We start from the raw sequence: 22684 nt of genomic DNA, 5'->3' as shown, positions 1-22684 counted from the left end.
TCTCCTAATTTCAATTACTTGCGCGCAGCGACGATTTCCGCTGGTTGAACGATATTTTCCTGCGGCTTGTTGGACCAGCTGTTGCGGGTATAAGTGATGACTGCCGCAATTTCCGTATCCGAGAGCGCCTTGAACGAAGGCATCGCGTTCCGGCCGTTCAGGAGAATACCGATCTGTTCCGGACGGGGTCCATTCACGACCTTCGAACCTTCAAGTGCGGGAAACGCGCCTGGAACACCCTTTCCGTTCGCCTGGTGGCAGGCGACGCAGTTGGCGGCATAAACCTTTTCGCCGCGCTGCTTCAGTTCGTCGATGGTCCAGGTCTTGTTCGGGTCATCCGCCTTTGCGGCCATTTCCTTCTTCTTGCCTTCGGTCCATTTGCTGTATTCCTCGTCGGTGACGACATTCACCACGATCGGCATGAACGCGTGGTCCTTGCCGCACAATTCATAGCAGTGACCGCGATAGGTACCAACCTTTTCGGCGCGGAACCAGGTATCGCGAACGAAGCCGGGAATCGCATCCTGCTTCACGCCGAGGGAATTGACACCCCAGGAGTGGATGACGTCGTTGGCCGTCGTGACGATACGGATTTTCTTGTTGACCGGCACAACGACCGGGTTATCAACCTCGATCAGGTAATTGACCTGCTTCTCGATTGCCTCGCTGGTCAACTGCTCGCGCGGCGTGGACAGAGTCGACAGGAAGGAGATGCCTTCGCCCTGCCCAACCTTGTCGTTCAGGTAGTCGTATCCCCATTTCCATTGCATACCGGTCGCCTTGATGGTGACATCGGCATTGGACGTGTCTTTCATTGCAACGACGGTTTTGGTGGCCGGCAGGGCCATGCCGATCACGATCAGGAACGGGACGACCGTCCAGGCGATTTCAACCGCGGTGCTTTCATGGAACGAAGCCGGCTTGTGGCCAACCGACTTGCGATGCTTGAGAATCGAGTAGAACATGACACCGAAGACCGCGACGAAAATGGCCAGGCAGATCACCAGCATCAGATTGTGCAGCGAATAGATGTCTTCCGCGATCCGGGTGACTGGAGTCTGGAAGTTGAGCTGGCGCACAGCCGGGCCACCCGGACTGTCAGAGACCGCCCATGACGGCATACCTGCCATCAGGAGCGACGCACCAAGCATCAACGATTGAAGGCGCTTCGCATATTTCATAGTTTCCTCAAAAACCCAAAAGTAGAATTCCGTCTAACTCGCCGACGCCAGTGCGCGCTTCAACTCCCGCGCGAACTCCCGTCGTTTCCATTCCGTCAAAAACCGGCCGACCTCGACCCTGGTTCCGTTGGCTTCCAGCCCGACCAGGTCGCTGCGCTTGACAGGCGATTCGACACGCGTCCAGCGCGGATTCAACCTGAACTGCTCAACCTGTTCAACCTGGATAAGCTCTACCAGAAGACAATCGTCTGCAAGTGCAATATATTCCCGATCTGTCGCGTGACGGGCATAAAGAAGAAACGCCAGCCCAACCGCGGACAACTCCAGGATGGCGAACACCAGAATCAACCAGGCGCCGCTCAAGGTGAAAATCGTCGCGACGATCAACGACATGCCGCACAGCACCGCGTATGCCGATGCAAGCTGCCGCGGCGACAGCGAGCAGTTGCGGCTCAAGACCCATTCCCGGGTGACCATGATGACCCCTCAGCTGAACCTGTGGACCGAGCGTCGCCTGCACCGCGCAAAACCCTCGAAGTATAAGTCGGAACGGTACTTGTTATCAAGCATAAAAACGGTCGTTCGCGTCCTTCGGCACATGGATTTTCGAGCCGGAAAGTCTTCCCGAAGATGACGTTGCTATTGATACTTTTGCCACATTTGGCACGAAGAAAATTTCACCGCCGCCTCAGACAGGGATTCATTCTGCTACCCGCTTTCACTTTTTACGCAAATCCAGCCTGACGATGGTCTCCCCGGACGATGTGGTGCGGGGCACGGGTCGGAACGCATGTCCGTAAATAATTTCGAAGGTCAAGGGGAGACGTCCATCCGGGCGACGCCCCTCCTCGATCGAATCAACGATGCGTCGCCAGGATGCCCTTCCCATCAAACCGCGATAACGGTTTGCGAGCGGATTACCACCCCAAGCGCGTACATCGTTCATCAGCTTTTCTACAGACTCGTAAGTGACGGTGATGGTTTCCATATCCATCACCGGCGTCGAAAAACCGGCATTGACCAGCATGTCGCCGAAGTCATGCATATCGACGAAAGGCAGTACCGCAGTGTCCGGCGTGCTGTGCATTGAAAAAGCTGCACGCAGTTCTTTAAAGGTGTCCGGACCGAAGCAGGAAAACATCAGCAAGCCATCGACCTTGAGAACGCGTCGCCATTCCGCAAAGACCCGGTCCGGCTGCGGATGCCAATGCAACGCGAGATTGGACCAGACCAGATCGACCGCATTTATTCCCAACGGCAAATGCGCGAAGTCGCCACAAAAGAGCGCCGGACCCGCTCCCATGCCATTACCCAGCCGGACCGGAAGCCATTTTTTCAGCAGCCGGTTCATTGATGAGGCAGTGGTCGCCTGCCTGGCCCTGGCTTCGGACAGCATGGCGGCGGCACCGTCGATGCCCATGACGAAAGCTTCGGGAAAGTGAGACTGCAGTATCTGGAGATCGGCACCCTCGCCGCAACCGGCATCGATAATGTGTTGCGGATTGATCTTGATGAGATCGAGTCGCTCATGCATCCTGCCCGAAACTTCGCGCCGCAGGAAATCCGAGTCGGCAACGCGCGACGGCGATGCGAACATATTGCGCACGCGCATTAGATCGATCGGTGCGCTTGACTGAGCGCCGTTGGCGGAAGGTGGAACGGACACGAGGGAGTTGGCCGGGAATGAGATAATCGCAGCAAGTTTACACGTTTGAGGAAGCATCTGCTTTATGTCGTTTCGACCGCTCAGCCCTGCCCGCCCGCTGTTTCACCGCCTGCCCGATCTCCTGCCGGCCCTGGTGCCGACGAGTTGCGCATTATGCGGCCGGGTCGGTCGGCAAGCACTGTGCGACGGGTGCGACAGGCAATATTTCCGTCGACGCCAGGCACGCTGCAAGCATTGCGCATCGCCGCTGCCGGGTGAAGCCGCGCTGCCGCAGACCGCTTGTGGCGATTGCCTCAAGCACCCGCCGGCTTTTGATGCGACCGTCGTGGCCGCCGACTACGCGGCGCCGGTCGATCAGCTGGTACTGGCACTGAAATTCGGCAACCGGCTTGCACTGGCCCCTTTGTTCGGCAGTCTGCTGCTCCAGGCGTTGGCGCAATGGCCGGAAGAGGAACGCCCGCAATTCCTGACCGCCGTGCCGCTCGGGCCGCAACGGTTGGCTGACCGGGGTTTCAACCAGGCGCTTGAAATTGCCAGGCCGATATCACGCGCCTTGAAGGTGGCATTGAAACCGGCGCTGCTGGTGCGGCAGCGCGATACGCGCGCGCAGTCGATGCTCCATCCTGACGAGCGGCACACGAATATCCGTAACGCGTTCATCGTGCCCGGCGAGGCCGCCGACCTAGTCCGGGGTGCGCATATCGGCGTAGTGGATGATGTGATCACGACGGGGGAAACCTTGAATGAAGTTGCCCGGACCCTGAAGCGGTTCGGTGCAAGGCGCGTGACGAACCTGGTTTTTGCACGACCGCTACCGAAGTAAAAGGAGAAATTTTTGTTTCATGTCGTCTTGGTAGAACCGGAAATTCCACCGAATACCGGCAATGTGATCCGCCTGTGCGCCAATACCGGCGCCCAGCTTCATCTGGTCGAGCCGCTCGGTTTTCCGCTGGACGATGCAAAATTGCGTCGCGCCGGGCTGGATTATCACGATTACGCAACCATGCAGGTCCATCGCAGCTGGGATGCATTCATCGCCGATGAAAAGCCGGATGCCTCCCGCATGTTCGCAATGACGACCCATGGCGCCACCCGATTCGCGTCGGTTGCATTTCGACCCGGCGACGTGTTTGTCTTCGGCTCGGAAACCAGGGGCCTTTCGACGGCGTTGCGCGAATCGTTTCCGGCCTCCCAGCGCATCCGCCTCCCGATGAGGCCGGAAAATCGCAGCCTGAATCTTTCCAACACCGTCGCAGTCGTCGTGTATGAAGCATGGCGACAAAACGGCTTTGCAGGCGGCAATTAACATTTCATTTATCAAAGGGAAATATATGCAGTTTCGCTCCACCTTGGTACTTTTCGCCGGGCTTATCGCCGGCATGACTGTTTACGCGCAGGACTTTCAGGTCGGGGAGGTGCATATCAACCGCCCGTATGCGCGCCCTACCGTGCCCGGACAGCCAAGCGCCGCCGCTTATCTGTCGCTGGAAAACAAGGGCAAGCAAACCGACAAGCTGCTTTCGGCCTCATCGCCGGCCGCCAAGTCGGTCGAGATCCATACCATGTCGATGGATGGAAACGTGATGCGGATGCGCGAGGTGCCCGGCATCGAATTGAAGGCCGCCGGCAAGGTGATCATGCAACCCGGCGACGGTTATCACCTGATGCTCATCGGATTGCATAAGCCACTCCAGCCCGGCGATCGCTTTCCAATGACGCTGACGTTCGAAAAGGCGGGCAAAAAAGAAATATCCATCACCGTGGAGGCGAAAACAGGCGCCGACATGAAGGCAAGCCACCATAAGCATTGATCGCCCTTCCGGGAGGTGCTTGACCTTCCCTTGATGGGAAGGTGCAAAGTCGGTTTTTGGATGCATCGACGGCTGTCGATGCTTCATTCACCGGCATGAAAGGAGGACTACCGTGAATATCGGAGAAGCGGCCAGGGCATCCGGCGTTTCGGCCAAGATGATCCGGCACTATGAGAGCATCGCGCTGATCGCCCCGACGGCACGCAGCGACGCCGGCTATCGCAAGTACACGGACAAGGAATTGCATACGCTGCGCTTCATCAAGCGGGCGCGCACGCTCGGCTTCTCGCTTGAACAGATCAAGGACCTGCTGTCACTCTGGCAAGACGCGGATCGCGCCAGTGCCGACGTGAAAGCGATTGCGAAAGCCCATGTGGCGGATTTGAACAAGCGCATCGTCGAACTGACCGAAATGCGGGATACGCTCGACCATCTGGCCAGTGCATGCGCCGGTGACGAACGCCCGGACTGCCCGATATTGCATGGACTCTCGCCACGGGATGCGCTATCCCAACACGACGCCTGCGCACCGCCAGATTGAGCGTTACGCGCTCCTTCTTGCTTCAAGGAAGAAGGAGCACGCCGGCCATGCCCGCAATGCAGGCACAATCAGGAAATGCTGGCTCCGGTAACCGGATAGCCGGCTTCGATGACCGCGGACTTGATTGCATCGATATCGGCGCTCGATTCGACCTGCACTTTATGGCTGGCAAGGTCGACCTTCACTTTCGCGGCGCCATCGACACCCAATACCGACTTCGTAACCATGCTTATGCAGTGGTTGCAGCTCATTCCTTCGACGTTCAATTCATACATGGTGAACTCCTTTCGCATGTGTGGAAGGACAAGTGTGGGGCTTCCCGTGGTGGGAAGGTCAAGTACTTCCTTACAGATCAGACGACTCGCCGCAGAAGATGTTTCAGCCGCCCGACAGCAATACCGCAATCCCCAGCACGGCAAATATGCCGGCAGAAATCGTCCGCACCAGCTTGAATGGAAAATTGGGTGACGCGATCTTGCCGAGAATGACTGCGGGAACGTTGGCGATCATCATGCCGATCGTCGTGCCGGCGACCACCAGCAGGAAGCTTGAATATTTCGCTGCCAGCGCAACCGTGGCGATCTGGGTCTTGTCGCCGATTTCGGCGATGAAAAAAGCGATGCAAGTGACAAAGAATACGCCGTAGCGGCCTTGCGCCTGGCCGGTCTCCTCCATATTGTCTGGGATGAGGGCCCATACGGCGATCAGGAGAAACGAAGCACCCAGAATCCATCGGAGCATGTCCGGATCAATGACCGTACGTATCCATTCGCCAAGCAAACCCGCCAATGCATGATTGAGAAGTGTGGCTACCAGGATGCCGAAAATGATTGGAATGGGACGCTTGTAGCGTGCCGCCAGGATTAACGCAAGGAGTTGGGTTTTGTCGCCGATTTCCGCGACGGCCACCGCGAAAGTTGATACAAGGAACGCTTCCATCAAGGTGAATGCGGATTGAGCGAGAACATACCGATGACACGCGCCCCTCCCGCTCAATCCATGAAGACGGAAGTTCGCATGTCAAAGGTCTCGCCAAACCCGTGGGTCGAATACGCCATGGCCGGAACCAAGTGTGTTGACGCATTCTCTTCGCTGCCGAAGAAGGCTACTCCCCAATGACCAGAAAGCGCGCTTATTCTAAGGCAATTCGCGGCTCAATGAAACCACATTCCTTACTGATATTGCTGATACACCGAATGCTTGCCGTTCGCCTGCACCAGGACCACATCGTATTTGTCCGCCGGACGGCCCTCGACTTCCATGCCGGGCGAACCGATCGGCATACCTGGAACGGCAAGCCCGGTTGCTTTCGGGCGCTCTTTCAGCAGGCGCTTGATCTCCCTGGCCGGCACATGTCCTTCGATCGCATACCCTTGCACTACCCCGGTGTGGCATGAACCGAGTTTTTGCGGAATGCCGTATTTCTGGCGATACGGGGCGGTATCCGGAACATTGTTGACGTTGACCTTGAAACCGTTTGCCTCCAGATGCTCCACCCACTGGATGCAGCAGCCGCAGGTCTCGGTTTTATAGACGTCGATGACCGGTGATGCGGCATGCGCGGCAGGCAGGACGGTTGTCGAGGCTGCAGCCAGCAATCCCTTTATAAAATCACGGCGTTTCATGAGATGTCATTCCTTTCATTGAGAGGCATCGATTCATGCCTTGAGCAATTGCACCGCCGCGCGTACTTCGCCGGTATGCAAGCCTTTGTAATTGATCAACTGCGGACGCGACCATGGCGCCAGCGGCGACTTCTCCGGCGCATCCACCAGGCCGAGTTGCTGGAGGACCGATACCGTGGCGGTATTGAGTGCGCGCATGTTGCCGTCGGCAACCTTCAGAGCAATGCCGATACCGGCGGACCGTACGCCGATCACCTGCACGCCATCCGCACCGATCTTGGCAACCCAGTCGCCGGGTGCGGTTTGCATGAATGCCAGATCATTGCGTCCAGTGCCGGATACAAGCTCCGGATGGCCCGTCATCGCATCGAACAGTTCGCCCATTGCGCTGCCGAATCGCGGCTCCGCGCCTCCCTGCGCCAGCCTGGCATAGGACAGGGCGAGACGGGAGAGCGGCATGGCGTAGTTGGGGGCGGAACATCCGTCCGTCCCGGTCTTCAGCGCGGACACGGGAAGGCCTGCCGCTTCCGCGACCGCATCGCGCACCGCCTGTTGCAGCGGGTGGGCGCGATCAAGATAACTGTCCAAGGGCGCATCGTGCTGCACGCACCATGCAAGAAAGCCGCTGTGCTTGCCGCTGCAATTGTGATGCAACTGGCTGAAGCGTTCGGCGGGCGGCGGACGCTCCCCGGTAACACTGTAAAACATCGGCTCGTGGCAGCCGCAGCGCAGGTGTTGCTCGTCGCAGCCCGCCTTTTGCAACATCGATTGCACGGCGTCGACATGCATCGGCTCGCCGGAATGACTTGCGCATAACAACGCCACTTCGCGCTTCGTAAAATTGAACTTCGCGGGGCCGTCGGCACACAGGAACGGCAAGGCTTGGAACGGTTTGATGGTGGAACGCGTGAAGGTAAGAAAGTGCGGATCGCCGGCTTGATACAGCAGATTGCCACGGATATCCACGACCGCTACCGAACCGAAGTGGATGCACTCCACATCGTCTCCGCGCGTGACTTCGACCAGCGGGGCGAGGTTCATGATGCCTGCCTGACCCTGGACAGGAGCTTTGTTGTCGAGCGGTCGAATTCGAAGTCGATGGCAACTGCCCGGCCGCCGTAGGCGAGCACCGCCTGCCCTTCGGGAATGGCTGCCATGTCGTAATCGCCACCCTTGACGTAAATGTCGGGCCGCGCTTCCCGCACGACTTCCAGCGCAGTCTGCTCGTCGAAGGAAACCACCAGGTCGACCGCCTCCAGCGCGGCGAGGATGGCCATGCGGTCCTCACAAATGTTGACCGGCCTGTCATCGCCCTTGCCGAGCCGCTTGACGGACGCATCGGTATTGACGGCCACGACAAGCGACGCGCCAAGTGCGCGCGCATCGGCGAGATAGCTGACATGGCCACGGTGAAGGATGTCGAATACGCCGTTGGTGAGCACCACCGGCTTCGGCAGCCGCGCAACGCGCGCCGTCAATTCTGCGCGGGAGCAGATCTTTTTTTCGAAATCGGGCATGGAAAATAAAAAAGCCGCAGGCAACATTGCCTGCGGCTAGGATACTTCAATTGGCATTACGCCGGATTCAACTGCGCGAGGCGGGCTGTAACTTCCTTGCGGTAACGGTTCAGGTCCTGGACCGATTCGAAGGTGCGGTCGAAGAGCAACGACATGTTATGCAGGATGCGTTCGATGACCTTCTTTTCCCATTCGCCGTTGAAATTGATCTGACCGTCAAGCCAGCGCTCCAGCCAGTTCGGATCAGGCAGGCGGCTCTGCACGGTATCGTTCGGGAACAGTGCCTGATTCACATGCAGGTTGGTCGGATGCAGGGGTTTTTCGGTGCGGCGCGCCGACGCCATCAGGACACCGATTTTCGCGAACGCCGCACGTGCCGAATCGCCCACTTCGTTCAATGCTTTCTTCATGTAACGCAGATAAGCACCGCCGTGACGTGCCTCGTCCTGGCTGATGATTTTGTAGATCTGCTTGATGACCGGCTCGGTATGCCAGTCGGATGCACAGCGGTACCAGTGATTCAGCCGGATTTCGCCGCAGAAATGCAGCATCAATGTTTCCAGAGGCGGCGCCGGATCGAATTCGAAACGCACGTTGTGCAGCTCCTGCTCCGTCGGCACCAGTTCCGGACGGAAACGGCGCAGATATTCCATCAGTACCAGCGAATGCTTCTGCTCCTCGAAGAACCACACCGACATGAATGCGGAGAAATCGCTATCGCCGCGGTTGTCGCGAAGGAACATCTCGGTGGCCGGCAATGCCGACCATTCCGTGATGGCATTCATCTTGATGGTTTGCGCCTGCTCGTCGGACAGTTTGGAAGCATCGAACTGATCCCACGGAATATCCTTGTCCATATTCCAGCGGACCTGCTCCAGTGACTTGAATAATTCTGGGTACAGCATATGCACCTTGAAAATAAGTTAAGTGATTGATTTTACCAAGAAAATCCCGGTAAGGCAGAGAATGCAAAAATGCCATCCACGACCGTGCATAGTTTACCGGGCGATTGTGACACCCATGCTGACGAACGGGCAAGGCGGCGGCTTTGTTAAAGTATCTGCTCCCATACCGCCTTGATTTCCCTGATGCCAAGAACAGATACGCCCGGATCGCTCCGCAAAATTCCCCGTACCGTATGGGCACTGGGCTTCGTCAGTATGCTGATGGATATTTCGTCGGAGATGATCCATAGCCTTTTACCTGTTTTTTTGACAGTGGTTTTAGGCGCAAGTGCCACAATTATCGGCATTATCGAAGGTGTCGCGGAGGCGACGGCATTGATCGTCAGGGTGTTTTCGGGTGCGATCAGTGACTATGTCGGCAAACGCAAGTGGCTGGCGGTGCTCGGCTATGCCATGGGTGCGCTGTCAAAACCGCTCTTCGCAATGGCGCCGACCACCGGCTGGGTCCTGGGTGCTCGCTTCATCGACCGCATCGGCAAGGGCATCCGCGGTGCGCCGCGCGATGCACTTATCGCCGACGTGACCGATCCGGCCTACCGCGGCGCGGCGTTCGGGCTGCGGCAATCGCTCGATACTGTCGGCGCATTCGCGGGGCCGTTGATTGCAATGGGCTTGATGCTGTTGTGGGCCAACGATTTCCGTGCGGTATTCTGGGTTGCGGCAATTCCGGGCTTCCTGGCAGTCGCAGTGCTCATTGCGTTTGTCAGCGAACCGGACCGCCCAGCCAGGTCCGGCAGACCCGAATTTCCCGTTTCCCGCGCGGCATTGCGCAAGCTTCCGGCCGCATATTGGTGGGTGACGGCGGCCGGCGCGGCCCTGACGCTGGCGCGGTTCTCGGAAGCGTTCCTCGTACTGCGTGCCCAGCAGGGCGGGCTTGCCCTGTTCCTCGTGCCGCTGGTATTGGTGCTGATGAACGTTGTGTACGCCGCGTGTGCTTATCCGTTCGGCTTGCTGGCCGACCGCATGCCGCACCGCCTGTTGCTGATACTGGGCATCCTGCCCTTGATCGGTGCGGACCTCCTGCTGGCGCACAGCGACGCCCTGCCCTGGGTTGCCGGAGGGCTTGCGCTATGGGGCGTGCATATGGCCGCGACACAAGGACTGATGTCAACCATGGTGGCCGACACCGCGCCGGCATCCTTGCGCGGCACCGCATTCGGACTCTTTAATCTGGCGTCAGGTATTGCGATGCTGATTGCCAGCGTGTTGGCCGGAGTCCTGTGGGACAGGATCGGCCCGGCCGCGACCTTCCATGCCGGGGCGGCATTCGCCGGCGCCGCCCTCCTGTTGCTGGCAGTCCGGGAGGCGCGCAAGTAGCACTAAGGTCAGGCGGCGTGCCGGTTACGCCATTCCTCGATCAGCTGCCGCACCTGGTGCAGATCGACCACGCGCACAAACTCGGGTGGCCGGCGATACAGGACCGAACTGCCGCCGCCCGCCCAGATCGAGATGGACGGCGCCAGCTTGGAACGCAGATCGGCCAACCCCTCCAGCACCTGGTTCGGATTCATCGCCGAGGAAAATGACAGCGCGACCACGTCGGCCTCGTTGGCCTGCGCCGCCTGCGCGATGTCGATGATTGGCGTCTGCACGCCCAGCGATATGCAGCGTGCGCCTTCGAGCGCGAAAATCGCCTCCGCCATCAACAAGCCGAGTCCATGGGACTCCTGCGGAAACGTGGTGAGCATGATGCGCGGTCCGCTTGTCGCCGGCTGCTGCGGAATGGCGGCAATGGCATTGCGCATTACGATATGCACCGACTCGGTGTACAGGTGCTCTTCGAAAATCGCGAAAGTGCCGTTCGCCCAGCGTGCGCCGACCATCGCGTTCAGCGGTGCGATCACCTCCACCACGAAGCGGAACAGGCCCATGCGCATCAGGGCCTGTGAAAGGTCTCGCCGCAATTGATCGAACTGGTAGGACTTGCACAACCCGATGTAGTGCAGCAGGTCCTTGCGCTCCTCACTGGCATCGTCGGTATCCGCCGCCGATCCGCCGGACTGCCCTCCCAATGCACGTAGTTCGTCCATGCCGAGATGAACGATCTTGCTGGGCCGGTGGCCCTGATCGAGCAGGGTCTTGAGCAGTCGCAGTTTTTCGACCTGAGCCAGGGGATAAGTACGCTCGCCGAATGCGTCGCGATCGGGCTGGGGAAAGGCATAGCGACGTTCCCATACCCGCAGGGTGTCCTTCGACAGTCCTGTTTCACGCTGCACCGACCCGATGCTGAAATTGAGGGGGGCCGATGATGGGGGGGTGTCCATGAACATATTCCTTATGTGAGACGCGACTACCCGTTACGCCACAAGAATTAAAACGGCGTTTCAAGGCGCCGGCCTATTGTAGAGTGGTTCGTTGTCGTGGACAACCTATTGACAAACCGTAGCCCATGAGCAAATATACGGCATACGTCAATTTTGTCCATGACAAACTTACGTTTTAGGCAATTTTTGTCCAAGCTGGCGCCGACGCAGTCAGACCAACAGGTGCAGCGTTTTATCGAGGAGTCGTCCATGCATTCCCATCCGCTTCGCTCTCACCGGTCGTCTTGCCCTGCCTCTTCCGCCGTTCGCCGTCCGGACCGCGGCATCAATTTGTTGCCCAACTGAATCCGGTCGGGCATCGACCACGTATATCTGGCTGGAGGCGGCGGTATTGCGCCCGACTCCAGGCAGGGAGTTTCACTGCGGGCCTCGCGGCAAATGCCGCCGGCGCGCCTGGGCCGGTTCTCCTCAACTTGTCCAGGCAGGTCCCGCAGTCTTTTTATAACCACAAGCTGAACGCAATGGGAGCACGCAAATGAGAATCGCCGTCATTGGATCGGGCATTTCCGGTCTGTCCTGTGCATACCGCTTGTCGCAGGACGGGTACGACGTGACGCTTTTCGAAGCCAACGACTACTTCGGCGGACATACGCACACGGTGGATGTTTGCCTGGAAGGCGTCACATACGGCGTGGACACCGGCTTCCTTGTTTTCAACGAAAAGACCTATCCCAATCTCGTCAGTCTCTTTGCCGAACTGGATGTCAAGACTGTGGCCACCGACATGTCTTTCTCGGTCAAGATGCCGATTGCGTCACGCTTCGGCGAGCGGTGCCTGGAATGGGCAGGCAGCAATCTCGATACGGTCTTTGCGCAACGCGGCAATCTGCTGCGCCCCTCGTTCCTGCGCATGCTGCGCGACATCCTGCGCTTCAACAGGCAGACCACGGCGCTGGCGCAATCAGGCAGGCTCGATATCGACGGCGTGCCGCTCGGCGATTTCCTCCAGCAGCACCGCTACAGCAGCGAATTCATCTCCTGGTATCTGCTGCCGATGGCAGGCTGCATCTGGTCGTGCCCGACGCAGCAGATGCTGGCGTTTCCGCTATCGACCTTCGTGCGCTTTTGCCACAATCACGGCCTGCTCCAGGTGAACGACCGCCCGCGCTGGCAAACCGTGCGTGGCGGCGCCCGCCATTACGTCGACAAGCTGCTGGCCGGGATCGCCGACAAGCGCCTGAATACGCCGGTCGAGTCGGTCACGCGGACCGGCGCCGATCCATCCAGCGAAGTCCGGGTCCGCACCCGCACTGGCACGCAGATGTTCAATCACGTGGTGCTGGCCTCCCATAGCGACCAGGCATTGCGGATGCTCGCCGACGCCAATCCGACGGAAAAGGCGCTGCTCGGCGCCGTCCAGTACCAGCCGAACCGCGCGGTGCTGCACACTGATGCAAGCTGCCTGCCGCAAAACAAAAAGGCCTGGTCGGCATGGAATTACCAGAGCGAAAACGGCGCGGAGCCGCGGGTCTGCGTGCATTACCTGATTAACCAGCTACAGCCGCTGCCGTTCAGGACGCCGGTGATCGTGTCACTGAACCCGATCGAGGAGCCGCATCCGTCCACCGTGATAGACAGCTTCGACTATGCGCATCCTGTCTTCGATAACGCCGCCGTCGATGCGCAGCGCCGCCTGTCCCATATCCAGGGCAAGAGCAACGTCTGGTTCGCCGGCGCATGGACCGGCTACGGCTTCCACGAGGATGGCTTGAAATCGGGGCTTGCGGTGGCTGCGGCAATCGCGCGCCAGGCGTCGATGACTTCGCCGGAACTCGCCGCAGCGTGAGGAGCGCCATGTCGTCCGTCCAAATTTGCTTCGGCGAGGTGCGTCATACCCGGCTGCGGCCGGCGCGCAATGCGTTTGCCTATGGCGTCTACTTTATCCGGCTGCCAATGCGCGCAATCGGCGCGGCGCCCTTCGGCGGCAAGCTGTTTTCCCGCAACCGCTTCAATCTACTCTCCTTCCACGACCGCGATCATGGCGACGGCACGCTGACGCTCGTCGACTGGATCGATGGCCTGCTGCGGCGTGAAGGTATCGACGATGCCGACGGCGAAATCTGGCTGCAAACCTTTCCCCGGGTGCTGGGTTATGTGTTCAACCCGGTGTCGTTCTGGTTCTGCCATGCGAAGGACGGCCGTCTGCGCGCTGTATTGTGCGAAGTGAACAACACCTTCGGCGAACGGCACTATTACCTGCTCGATACGGGCATGGCAATGCCCTTCGGCGTGGAACTTGCGGCCCGCAAGGTTTTTCATGTATCGCCCTTCTGCGCCGTCGAAGGCGGCTATCGCTTCCGCTTCATGCATGCGTTGCGGACGCACGGCGGGCGCGAACAGGAACGCATCACCGCCCGCATCGAACATCACGATGCCGCCGGTACGCTGCTGCAGACCAGCATCTGCGGTACCGCGCACGTGCTGAGCGATGCCGTTGCGCTCAAGGCCTTTTTTTCCTTTCCCCTGATGACCTTCAACGTCGTCGCGCGAATCCACTGGCAGGCATTGCGGCTATGGATCAAGCGCGTGCCCTTCTTTACCAAACCCATGCCTCCATCCAGCGAGTTGAGCCGATGAGTACAGAACTGATGAATTCCCAATCGATCCCGCCAACCATCAACTTCAGCGGGCCGGCCGGCGAGCGCACGAGCGGCCAACTGAAGATGCCCGCGCAGGCAGCGATCGTGGTCCAGTTGCTGCACAAGCTGCGGCATGGCGCACTGCGGGTGGAATTCCCGGGCGGCCAGACGGAACTGTTCGGCGAAGGGCCGAACCCGATCACGCTGCATCTGGCGAATTGGGAGGTCTGCAACGCCGTGCTGAAGTCCGGCGACATCGGCTTTGCCGAAACCTTCATCGACGGCCACTGGCGCACAGACGATCTTCCCGGGTTGCTGGAACTCCTCACCCGCAACCGGCAGGCACTGGAATCGGTGATCTACGGTACCTGGTGGGGCAGCCTGTTGTACCGCATCCGGCATGTGTTCAACCGCAACAGCAAGTCGGGCAGCCGCAAGAACATCCACGCCCACTATGACATCGGCAACGCGTTTTACCAGCTCTGGCTGGACCCCTCGATGACCTATTCCAGCGCATTGTTTTCCGATGGCGTGGTGGATCTGCAGGATGCGCAGGATGCAAAGTACCGGCGCATCCTTGCGGAAATCCAGGTGAAGCCGGGACAGCGGGTGCTGGAGATCGGTTGCGGCTGGGGCGGATTCGCCGAGCTCGCCGCGCGCGAGGCGCAGGTCGGCATTACCGGCCTCACCCTGTCGACCGAACAGCTGCAATTCGCCAACCAGCGCCTGGCGCAAGCCGGGGTGGTCACCCAGGTGGAACTGCTGCTGCAGGACTATCGCGATACCAATGGGCAGTTCGACGGCATCGCGTCGATCGAGATGTTCGAGGCGGTCGGGGAAGTCTACTGGCCAAGCTACTTCGCGTGCGTGGCGCGCAACCTGAAGAAAGGCGGCCGCGCATGCATCCAGACCATCGTGATCGCGGACGAACTGTTCGACCGCTACCGCAAGGGTACGGATTTCATCCAGCAGTACATTTTCCCGGGCGGGATGCTGCCGTCGCCGTCGGTGTTTCGCAAGCATGCGGAGCGGCACGGGCTGAAGGTGGTCAATGACCTGGCTTTCGGCCTGGACTATGCACTGACGCTGGCGAAATGGCGCGATGCGTTCAATGCGCAGTTGCCGCGGGTGAAGGCGCAGGGATTTGACGATCGCTTCCTGCGGACGTGGGAGTTTTATCTGGCGTATTGCGAGGCGGGGTTCCGTGCGGGGAGTATCGATGTGATGCAGTTCACGCTGGAGAAGGGGTGAGGGTTTTGTGGCTGGGGGCAGTTTGACTGTGGATTGACGTTATTTGTAGGGCTCGTTCGTCTTGGTGAGGATGGGACGGCTCACACAGGGGTGGTGGGGTTGTGCTGCTGCATTCGGTCGCTCGACCTCACTACCCCTCCTTGCAGGACGCATCAACGCTTGCAGGCGTTGATCGTTCCGCAGGCGTGCAGCGTGCTGCACGAAACCCCTGCTGCACCCCTCGCCCTCGCCCTGTAAGGGGGAGGGAACCTTACGGTGATGCTGGAAAAAATATCGATATGAATCGCGTGCAAATAGTCATTTGTACTGCACGATCTCTTCTACATTAATAACCATCAAAGAGCTTTACATGCCCTACATCGCCATTTCTCCGTGGCTCGCCGCACTTGTCCTTTGGGCCGTACTTCTCACCACCGCCCACGCCGACAACCAGCCGCCATCCCACATCGCCGCCGAAATTCCGCAGGCGCGCCTCGCCGGCCAGGGCGCATTCCGCTGGTTCGGACTGAAGTTGTACGACGCCCGGCTTTGGACCGGTTCGCAGGGCTACCGTGGCGACGCATCGGCATTCGCGATCGACCTGCGCTATGCTCGCGACCTGAAAGGCAGCCGTATTGCCGGCGCGAGCCATGACGAGATCGAGAAGCTCGGCATCGGCTCGCCCGACCAGCGTGCCGCGTGGCTGGCACGCATGGAAAAGCTGTTCCCGGACGTGCGGGACGGCACGCATATCACCGGCGTATACCTGCCCGGCGAAGGAGCACGCTTTTATCTCGACGGCAAAGCGCTCGGCGAGGTGAAGGACGCCGAATTCGGCAAAGCCTTCTTCGCCATCTGGATGGATGCCCGTACCACGGCGCCGGCATTGCGCGCCGCCCTGCTTGGCAACGCGACGCCGCCGCAATGACCCGGCTATCGTCCTCCGCCCTGTTCGCCTATGGCCTGTTCGGCCTTCCGCTTGCGCTTGTTGCGCTGCCGGTGTACGTCTATGTGCCGCAATACTATGCGGAGCGCTTCGGCCTGCCGCTGACCGCGATCGGCATTGCACTGCTGGCTGCACGCGTTCTGGATGCGCTGATCGACCCGGCCATCGGGTTGTGGATCGACGGCGCGAAGACGCCAGCCCGTCAGGCAAGGCTGGGCGGTTACGGCCGGTTCATACTGTTGTCGCTGCCAGCCCTGTGCGCCGGTTTCATCGCCCTGTTCCATCCCCCCGCGCAGGCGGCCAGCTTTCCCCTGGCATGGTTCGTCGCCGCATTGATGACGGTCTATTTCGGCTTCAGCGTCGCCACCATCGCATACCAGAGCTGGGGCGCGGCACTGACGCAGCAACCATCGGAACGGTCGCGCCTCAGCGCGAGCCGGGAAGCGTGCGGGCTGATCGGCGTGGTGGTGGCGGCGGTGCTGCCGGTATGGCTGGGACTGGAATGGTTGTCTGGCGTGTTCGTCCTGGCGCTGGTGGCGGGCGCTGCGGTGCTGCTTCTGTTCGCCGCGCGGCCGGTGACGGTCGCTGTTCCGCCGCCAGGATTCGCTTCCCTCGCCGAGCCGTTCCGCAACCGGCAGTTCCGCTGGCTGTTCGCCGCATTTGCCGTCAACGGCATCGCGGCGGCCATCCCGGCCACCCTGTTCATGTTCTTTGCGAAGGACAGACTGCAGTTGCCGGCACAGGCAGGATTGTTCCTGGTGCTGTATTTCATCGCGGCGGCGGCCTCGATGCCCCTATGGGTGGCTCTGGCGCGGCGCTTCGGCGAGGCGAACGCATGGCTGTTCTCGATGCTGCTTTCGGTCGCCGCGTTCGTCTGGACCTACGGCTTGTCGGCGGGCGAGGCAACCGCCTTCGGCGTCATCTGCGTGATGTCGGGATTTGCGCTCGGCGCCGATCTCGCATTGCCGCCCGCCCTGCTCGCGGCCGTGATCGGCCATGCAGGCCACAGCGGACAGAGGGAAGGCGCGTATTTCGGCGCGTGGAACTGGGCGACCAAGATGAATCTTGCACTGGCTGCCGGCATCACGCTGCCATTGCTGGCACGCCTCGGCTATGTGCCGGGAAACAGCTCGCCCGATGGGATGGCGGCGCTCGGCGTTGCGTATGCGCTGCTGCCCTGCGGTCTCAAGCTCGCGGCGGCTGCGGTGCTGTGGCGCGCGCCGCTGAAGAATCTTTAACTGGAGAACATTATGTTTCGCAACAAAACTGCGTCGATGCTGAAAGCGGCGCTGCTCGCTGCCTGTATCGCCCTGCTCGGTGCCTGCGCCACCGTCGAGCCGTCCGACTACGCGAACGAAAAGCCGTCGCTTGACCTGCAAAAGTACTTCAACGGAACAGTCGACGCTGCCGGGGTATTCCAGGACCGCTCCGGGAAGGTCGTCAAGCGATTCACCGTGGTGATGCGATGCGAATGGAAGGGCGACATCGGCACGCTGGACGAGGCCTTCACCTATTCCGACGGCAGCACGCAGCGCCGGGTATGGACATTGCGCAAAGTGGCACCCGACCGTTTCATCGGGACGGCCGACGACGTCATCGGCGAAGCGGTGGGAAGCGTCGCCGGCAATGCGTTGCGCTGGCAGTATGTGCTTGCGCTGCCGGTGGACGGCAGGGTGTATCACGTTGATTTCGACGACTGGATGTTCCTGATGAACGATACGGTCATGCTCAACCGCGCGACGATGAGCAAGTACGGTTTCCGCCTCGGCGAGGTGCTCCTTTCTTTCAGCAGGCGGCCATGAATCCGACCATCACGGACTGGACCGGCAAGCGGGTATGGGTGATCGGCGCGTCCACCGGCATCGGTGCGGAGACGGCACGGTTGCTGCTGTCGCGCGGCGCGAAGGTGGCCCTGTCGGCACGCAAGCGAAACACCCTGATCTGCGTCGCGGGCAGCCAGCCCGAGGCGCTGGTGGCCCCGCTGGACATCACCGATCATGTCAGCGTGATCGCCGCCCGGGACCTGATCCTGGCCCAGTGGGAAGGCATCGACCTGGTGCTGGTCGTCGCCGGCGGCTACAACGAAATGCGGGCGGACAGCTTTTCGCTCGTGCACGCCAATCAGCTTGTCGACCTCAATATGCGCGGCGTGCTTAACTGTCTCGACGCTTCGCTGCCGGCCCTGATCGGCCAACGCAGCGGCGGCATCGGGATCGTCGCATCGGTGGCCGGCTACAGCGGCCTGCCGAAAGCGCTCATCTACGGCCCGACCAAGGCGGCGCTGATCAACCTGGCGGAATCCCTCTACCTGGATCTGCGGCCTCGAGGCATCGGCGTCTACCTGATCAATCCGGGTTTTGTCGAAACGCCGCTGACCGCCAACAACGACTTCCCGATGCCGGCGCTGATGACCGCGCCGGCCGCCGCGCAGCGCCTGGTGGAGGGCATTGAGCGGGGCAGCTTCCACATCCACTTTCCCAGACGCTTCACGAACTGGCTGCGCTTCGCCCGGCTGCTGCCGTATCCAATGTATTTCTGGCTGATTCACAAGGTGACCGGACTATGAGCCACGATGGCGATCTGCAAAAGGTGGTGCAGTACTTCGAATCGATCTCGCTTGATACCGTGGAGCGGATCGGTGACATCTATACCGATGACGCCTTCTTCAAGGACCCGTTCAACGAGGTGCGCGGACTTGCCGCCATCACCCAGGTGTTCCGGCATATGTTCACGCAGGTGAATGCGCCCCGCTTCGTCGTCACCAAAAGCGTGTGCCAGGGCGACGACGCGTTCATCACCTGGGATTTCGTATTCCGGATGAAACGCTATTCGTCGACGGAGCAATGCATCCGCGGCGCATCCCATCTGCGCTTCGCCGAGGACGGCCGCATTGCCTCCCATCGCGATTACTGGGATGCCGCGGAGGAACTGTATGAAAAACTGCCGGTGCTCGGCGGACTGATGCGCGTGCTGAAACGGACAGCGCGAAGCTGAAGAGGCAACGAGCATGCAAATCGCATTGCAATCTGCAGCGCAAGGTAGCATATAACGCTACTTTCAAGCGGCACCATGGAATTCCTGTCGCATATTTCTATACTTCCCTCCGAACCAACCAAGGGAAGAAGAATATGCCGCAGGATCTGTCACCAACCGAAAAATACGCGCTGCTCTTCATCGGCGCGCTCATCTTCATCGGCCTGCTGTTGCCGCATATCGGGCAACCCGAGGAGTACCATCGCTTCGCTGACCACCGCGAATGGCTGGGCATTCCGCATGCCGCAGATGTCCTGTCGAACATCGTCTTCGTGGCAGTTGGACTGCTCGGCCTGCTGCGCATGCAAATGCGGAATGCCGCGGCGGCAACGCGCAAGGTAACGATGCCGCTGGCCGTATTCTTCACCGGCCTTGTGCTGACGGGAATCGGATCCTCCTACTACCACTGGTCGCCCGACTCGCACACCATCCTCTTTGACCGCCTGCCGATGGTGATTGCATTCGCCGGCGTCATCGGCACCTTCCTTGGGCAACGCATTTCCATTCGCATGGGCATGGTCGGCATGGCCGTCGGCCTGCTCGCCGGCATCGCGGGCCTGGCGCTATCGATCGTGAACGGCAGCCTTGCCCTGTACCTGGTGCTGCAGTTCGGCGGCGTGGTGGGACTGGTCGTCGGGCTGCTGCTGACCCATGACGCCGACGACCCGTTTCCATGGTGGGGGCTGGTCGGCTGGTATGTATTGGCAAAGTTCTTCGAGATCGGCGATCACTTCTTCTGGGACATGACGCAGCATCTCGTCTCCGGCCATACGCTGAAGCATCTCGCTGCAGGCATGGCGGGTGTGGTCCTGCTGAACGCAATGCGCCCCAGGGTGCGCCGCAGGCGCAGGCCGGCACCGCTCCTGATTGCGGATTGACATGACGCCGCTACGCGCGTCAGCGTCGGAATCGCACGAAAGCCTCGAATTCCCACGACCGCATCGCCAGCAGCAAGGTATAGCCTTCCCGATGCTGGCTGGGCAGTTTCTGGTCGGTCTGATGCTGCTGCGCAAAATCCTGGGCGACGCGCTGCAGGCGTTCAACGAAGGCTGGAGCAAGGCTCTTGCCGATCGACCCATGCACCAGCATCAGCGATTCGCCTTCCTTGTCAAACCCCCCTGCGAAATAATCCAGCAGGGCATGTTCACGGAAGAAGTCCATCACCGGGCCGTGCGGACGCCAGCGGAAGGTTTTCGCGAGCTTGAGCCGGTACCGGTTCAGCGGCCGCAGTTCGATGATGCCGATCCGGTCGAGTTGCAGCAGGTACTTGACGGCCTCCGCGTCGGTCAGCCGGTATTGGGCGGTGATCTGTTCCATGGTCCATTGGCTGAGCACGCAGATGGCCACCAGCAGCAGCTTCTTGTCCGCCACCACGGCTTTTTCCTGGGCCAGCGTCAATTCGGCCAGCAAGGGCTGGGCGTCGGCGATGCGGCGCGCCAGTTCGGCAAAGTCGATCTTCAGCGCGCTGCAGATCGCATCGACCCGCGACAGCGGCATATCGGCCTTGGCCAGCATGCGCTTGACGCTGGATTCGGACATGCCGAGCTTGCGTGCCAGGTCGGCGTAGGTCATGCGCGCAGCTTTCAGTTCATCCTTGAGGGCGGCGACGAGATGGGCGGTGGTAGTCATGGATAGTCGTTTGTCATTGTCATTATTGGAAGGATACGACGATGGTACCGATTTTTTTCGGTCCCACTTTCCGTCCGTGTATATTTGTGCACTTCTTCGTGGAGAGTAGATGATGAAACAGACCATCGCGGGTGATCAACCGGCGTCCGTACAACCACACGCCGGACCGGAAATAGACGCCCATCCCAACCAGTTTTCCCTGCTGGCACAGCGGCGGTTCGCCCCCTTCTTCTGGACCCAGTTCTCCGGCGCCGCCAACGACAATCTGTTCAAGTTTGCCTTTACCGTGATGGTGACCTACCAGCTCCAGGTCGAGTGGCTGCCGCCGGCGATGGCCGGCCTGGTGATCGGCGCGCTGTTCATCCTGCCCTTCCTGCTGTTTTCGGCGACGAGCGGCCAGATCACCGACAAGTACGACAAGACCCGCATCATCCGATTCGTGAAAAACCTCGAAATCGGCATCATGGCGATCGCCGCCTACGGCTTCCTGAACGACCAGGTCGCCGTCCTGCTGGCATGCACCTTCCTCATGGGCCTGCATTCCACCCTGTTCGGCCCGGTGAAATTCGCCTATCTCCCGCAGGCGCTGAGCGAACGCGAACTGACCGGCGGCAACGGCATGGTCGAGATGGGCACCTTCGTCGCCATCCTGCTCGGCAACATCGCCGGCGGCCTGCTGGTGGCGATACCGGAAATCGGCCATATGCAGGTGGCGATCGCCTGCGTTGCGCTGGCCATCCTCGGCCGCGCGGTGGCGCAATACATTCCCGCCGCGCCGGCCACCGATCCCGGCCTGAAGATCAACTGGAACCCGGTCAGCGAGACATGGCGCAACCTGAAAATGGCGCATGGCGATCTCGTCGTGTTCCGTTCGCTGCTCGGAATCAGCTGGATGTGGTTCTTCGGCGCCGTCTTCCTGAGCCAGTTCCCGAGCTTCGCCCGCGATGTGCTGCACGGCGACGAACAGGTGGCTTCCCTGCTGCTGGTCGTGTTCTCGATCGGCATCGGCACCGGCTCGCTGCTGTGCGAAGTGCTGAGCCGCCGCCATGTAGAAATCGGCCTGGTGCCGATGGGCGCGATCGGCATGAGCGTGTTCGCGATCGACCTGTATTTCGCCTCGCGCGGCCTGCCGCCCGCCGACCTGCTGACGCTGGGTGAATTCCTTGCCCAGCCCTATCACTGGCGCCTGATGGCGGACCTGATGCTGCTGAGCCTGTTCGCCGGCCTCTACAGCGTGCCGATGTATGCGCTGATCCAGCTTCGCTCAAAGCCGACCCATCGCGCGCGCATCATCGCGGCCAACAACATCCTCAACGCCCTGTTCATGATCGCCAGCTCCATCATCGCCGGCGCGCTGCTGCAGATGGGCATGAGCATTCCGGAAATCTTCCTGATCGTGGGACTGGCCAATGCGCTGGTGGCCTCCTACATCTTCCTGTTGGTGCCGGAGTACCTGCTGCGCTTCGTCGCCTGGGTGATGTCGCACATCGTGTACCGCTTCAAGGTAAGGGGTGACCAGAACATTCCGCTCGAGGGCCCGGCCATCCTCGTCTGCAACCACGTCAGTTTCGTCGATGCGGTACTGCTGATGGCGGCCAGCCCGCGGCCGATCTACTTCGTCATGGACCACCGCATCT

At 60.3% G+C, this 22684-nt stretch carries 26 protein-coding genes and 1 riboswitch; of the genes, 15 read left to right on the top strand and 11 right to left on the bottom strand.

Annotation, left to right across the window (positions count from 1 at the left end; all coding sequences use genetic code 11):
* Positions 1-14 precede the first annotated feature (14 nt).
* The 3 genes from coxB to V7080_RS03565 all read right to left on the bottom strand — a co-directional run bounded on the left by coxB (position 15) and on the right by V7080_RS03565 (position 2793).
* Positions 15-1181, bottom strand: a complete 1167-nt coding sequence (gene coxB / locus V7080_RS03575; RefSeq protein WP_334187026.1) for a cytochrome c oxidase subunit II — start codon at positions 1179-1181, stop codon at positions 15-17.
* Positions 1182-1214: 33 nt separating this feature from the next.
* Positions 1215-1658 carry a DUF2244 domain-containing protein gene (locus V7080_RS03570; RefSeq protein ID WP_334187025.1) on the bottom strand — a complete coding sequence of 148 codons (444 nt, stop codon included), beginning with the start codon at positions 1656-1658 and terminating at the stop codon, positions 1215-1217.
* A gap of 241 nt (positions 1659-1899) precedes the next feature.
* Positions 1900-2793 (bottom strand): methyltransferase domain-containing protein, encoded by an 894-nt coding sequence (locus V7080_RS03565; protein WP_334187024.1) that lies wholly within the window; start codon positions 2791-2793, stop codon positions 1900-1902.
* 118 nt (positions 2794-2911) lie between these two features.
* Here V7080_RS03565 and V7080_RS03560 point away from each other — a divergent pair, with 118 nt between their 5' ends.
* The 4 genes from V7080_RS03560 (at position 2912) to cueR (ending at position 5199) form a co-directional block, all read left to right on the top strand.
* Positions 2912-3670: a ComF family protein gene (locus tag V7080_RS03560; protein ID WP_334187023.1), complete on the top strand. Its 759-nt coding sequence runs from the start codon at positions 2912-2914 to the stop codon at positions 3668-3670.
* Between the two features lie 12 nt (positions 3671-3682).
* On the top strand, positions 3683-4153 hold the full coding sequence (trmL, locus tag V7080_RS03555) for a tRNA (uridine(34)/cytosine(34)/5-carboxymethylaminomethyluridine(34)-2'-O)-methyltransferase TrmL (RefSeq protein WP_334187022.1): 471 nt from the start codon (positions 3683-3685) through the stop codon (positions 4151-4153).
* A 25-nt stretch (positions 4154-4178) separates the two neighbouring features.
* Positions 4179-4658, top strand: a complete 480-nt coding sequence (locus V7080_RS03550; protein ID WP_334187021.1) for a copper chaperone PCu(A)C — start codon at positions 4179-4181, stop codon at positions 4656-4658.
* Positions 4659-4770: 112 nt separating this feature from the next.
* Complete coding sequence (gene cueR / locus V7080_RS03545; protein WP_334187020.1) at positions 4771-5199, top strand: Cu(I)-responsive transcriptional regulator; 429 nt, start codon at positions 4771-4773, stop codon at positions 5197-5199.
* A 68-nt stretch (positions 5200-5267) separates the two neighbouring features.
* On the opposite strand, the gene V7080_RS03540 is transcribed toward cueR, so the two are convergent.
* From V7080_RS03540 to V7080_RS03515, 6 genes are all read right to left on the bottom strand, one after another.
* On the bottom strand, positions 5268-5474 hold the full coding sequence (locus V7080_RS03540) for a heavy-metal-associated domain-containing protein (RefSeq protein ID WP_334187019.1): 207 nt from the start codon (positions 5472-5474) through the stop codon (positions 5268-5270).
* Between the two features lie 103 nt (positions 5475-5577).
* Positions 5578-6138, bottom strand: a complete 561-nt coding sequence (locus tag V7080_RS03535; RefSeq protein WP_334187043.1) for a TMEM165/GDT1 family protein — start codon at positions 6136-6138, stop codon at positions 5578-5580.
* Between the two features lie 14 nt (positions 6139-6152).
* A riboswitch (yybP-ykoY riboswitch) is annotated at positions 6153-6325 on the bottom strand.
* A 46-nt stretch (positions 6326-6371) separates the two neighbouring features.
* Entirely contained in the window at positions 6372-6824 is a 453-nt protein-coding gene (locus tag V7080_RS03530) for a DUF411 domain-containing protein (protein WP_334187018.1), read from the bottom strand.
* A gap of 33 nt (positions 6825-6857) precedes the next feature.
* A complete protein-coding gene (locus V7080_RS03525; RefSeq protein ID WP_334187017.1) occupies positions 6858-7865 on the bottom strand; it encodes an asparaginase in 1008 nt (335 codons plus the stop codon).
* Complete coding sequence (gene rfaE2 / locus V7080_RS03520; protein ID WP_334187016.1) at positions 7862-8341, bottom strand: D-glycero-beta-D-manno-heptose 1-phosphate adenylyltransferase; 480 nt, start codon at positions 8339-8341, stop codon at positions 7862-7864. The genes V7080_RS03525 and rfaE2 overlap by 4 nt, the downstream gene beginning before the upstream one ends.
* A gap of 56 nt (positions 8342-8397) precedes the next feature.
* Positions 8398-9246, bottom strand: a complete 849-nt coding sequence (locus V7080_RS03515; protein WP_334187015.1) for a ferritin-like domain-containing protein — start codon at positions 9244-9246, stop codon at positions 8398-8400.
* Between the two features lie 183 nt (positions 9247-9429).
* Here V7080_RS03515 and V7080_RS03510 point away from each other — a divergent pair, with 183 nt between their 5' ends.
* On the top strand, positions 9430-10623 hold the full coding sequence (locus V7080_RS03510) for an MFS transporter (RefSeq protein ID WP_334187014.1): 1194 nt from the start codon (positions 9430-9432) through the stop codon (positions 10621-10623).
* A gap of 8 nt (positions 10624-10631) precedes the next feature.
* On the opposite strand, the gene V7080_RS03505 is transcribed toward V7080_RS03510, so the two are convergent.
* Complete coding sequence (locus V7080_RS03505; RefSeq protein ID WP_334187013.1) at positions 10632-11570, bottom strand: MerR family transcriptional regulator; 939 nt, start codon at positions 11568-11570, stop codon at positions 10632-10634.
* Positions 11571-12105: 535 nt separating this feature from the next.
* On the opposite strand from V7080_RS03505, the gene V7080_RS03500 reads away from it, so the two are divergent.
* From V7080_RS03500 to V7080_RS03460, 9 genes are all read left to right on the top strand, one after another.
* Positions 12106-13416 (top strand): NAD(P)/FAD-dependent oxidoreductase, encoded by a 1311-nt coding sequence (locus V7080_RS03500; protein ID WP_334187012.1) that lies wholly within the window; start codon positions 12106-12108, stop codon positions 13414-13416.
* An 8-nt stretch (positions 13417-13424) separates the two neighbouring features.
* Positions 13425-14207, top strand: coding sequence for a DUF1365 domain-containing protein (locus tag V7080_RS03495; protein WP_334187011.1), 783 nt, complete (start codon positions 13425-13427; stop codon positions 14205-14207).
* The gene (locus tag V7080_RS03490) at positions 14204-15460 is read left to right on the top strand and encodes a cyclopropane-fatty-acyl-phospholipid synthase family protein (RefSeq protein ID WP_334187010.1); all 1257 of its coding nucleotides are present in this window, start codon (positions 14204-14206) and stop codon (positions 15458-15460) included. Before V7080_RS03495 ends, V7080_RS03490 begins: the two co-directional genes overlap by 4 nt.
* Positions 15461-15809: 349 nt before the next feature.
* Entirely contained in the window at positions 15810-16367 is a 558-nt protein-coding gene (locus tag V7080_RS03485) for a chalcone isomerase family protein (protein ID WP_334187009.1), read from the top strand.
* The gene (locus V7080_RS03480; protein WP_334187008.1) at positions 16364-17623 is read left to right on the top strand and encodes an MFS transporter; all 1260 of its coding nucleotides are present in this window, start codon (positions 16364-16366) and stop codon (positions 17621-17623) included. The genes V7080_RS03485 and V7080_RS03480 overlap by 4 nt, the downstream gene beginning before the upstream one ends.
* 12 nt (positions 17624-17635) lie before the next feature.
* Positions 17636-18187, top strand: coding sequence for a DUF3833 domain-containing protein (locus tag V7080_RS03475; protein ID WP_334187007.1), 552 nt, complete (start codon positions 17636-17638; stop codon positions 18185-18187).
* The gene (locus tag V7080_RS03470) at positions 18184-18951 is read left to right on the top strand and encodes an SDR family NAD(P)-dependent oxidoreductase (RefSeq protein ID WP_334187006.1); all 768 of its coding nucleotides are present in this window, start codon (positions 18184-18186) and stop codon (positions 18949-18951) included. Before V7080_RS03475 ends, V7080_RS03470 begins: the two co-directional genes overlap by 4 nt.
* Positions 18948-19379: a nuclear transport factor 2 family protein gene (locus tag V7080_RS03465; RefSeq protein ID WP_334187005.1), complete on the top strand. Its 432-nt coding sequence runs from the start codon at positions 18948-18950 to the stop codon at positions 19377-19379. The genes V7080_RS03470 and V7080_RS03465 overlap by 4 nt, the downstream gene beginning before the upstream one ends.
* A gap of 134 nt (positions 19380-19513) precedes the next feature.
* Entirely contained in the window at positions 19514-20296 is a 783-nt protein-coding gene (locus V7080_RS03460) for a ceramidase domain-containing protein (RefSeq protein WP_334187004.1), read from the top strand.
* Positions 20297-20315: 19 nt separating this feature from the next.
* Here the strand turns inward: V7080_RS03460 and V7080_RS03455 are convergent, their stop codons facing one another.
* A complete protein-coding gene (locus V7080_RS03455) occupies positions 20316-21047 on the bottom strand; it encodes a helix-turn-helix domain-containing protein (RefSeq protein ID WP_334187003.1) in 732 nt (243 codons plus the stop codon).
* A gap of 112 nt (positions 21048-21159) precedes the next feature.
* On the opposite strand from V7080_RS03455, the gene V7080_RS03450 reads away from it, so the two are divergent.
* Positions 21160-22684, top strand: a 1525-nt coding sequence (locus tag V7080_RS03450; RefSeq protein WP_334187002.1) for an MFS transporter, incomplete at its 3' end; no start/stop codon positions are given.

It is taken from the genome of Noviherbaspirillum sp., from assembly GCF_036846085.1.
Lineage (GTDB): Bacteria > Pseudomonadota > Gammaproteobacteria > Burkholderiales > Burkholderiaceae_D > Noviherbaspirillum.
The sequence above is the reverse complement of the archived record's forward strand: the minus strand, read 5'-3'. Positions and strand labels throughout refer to the sequence as shown.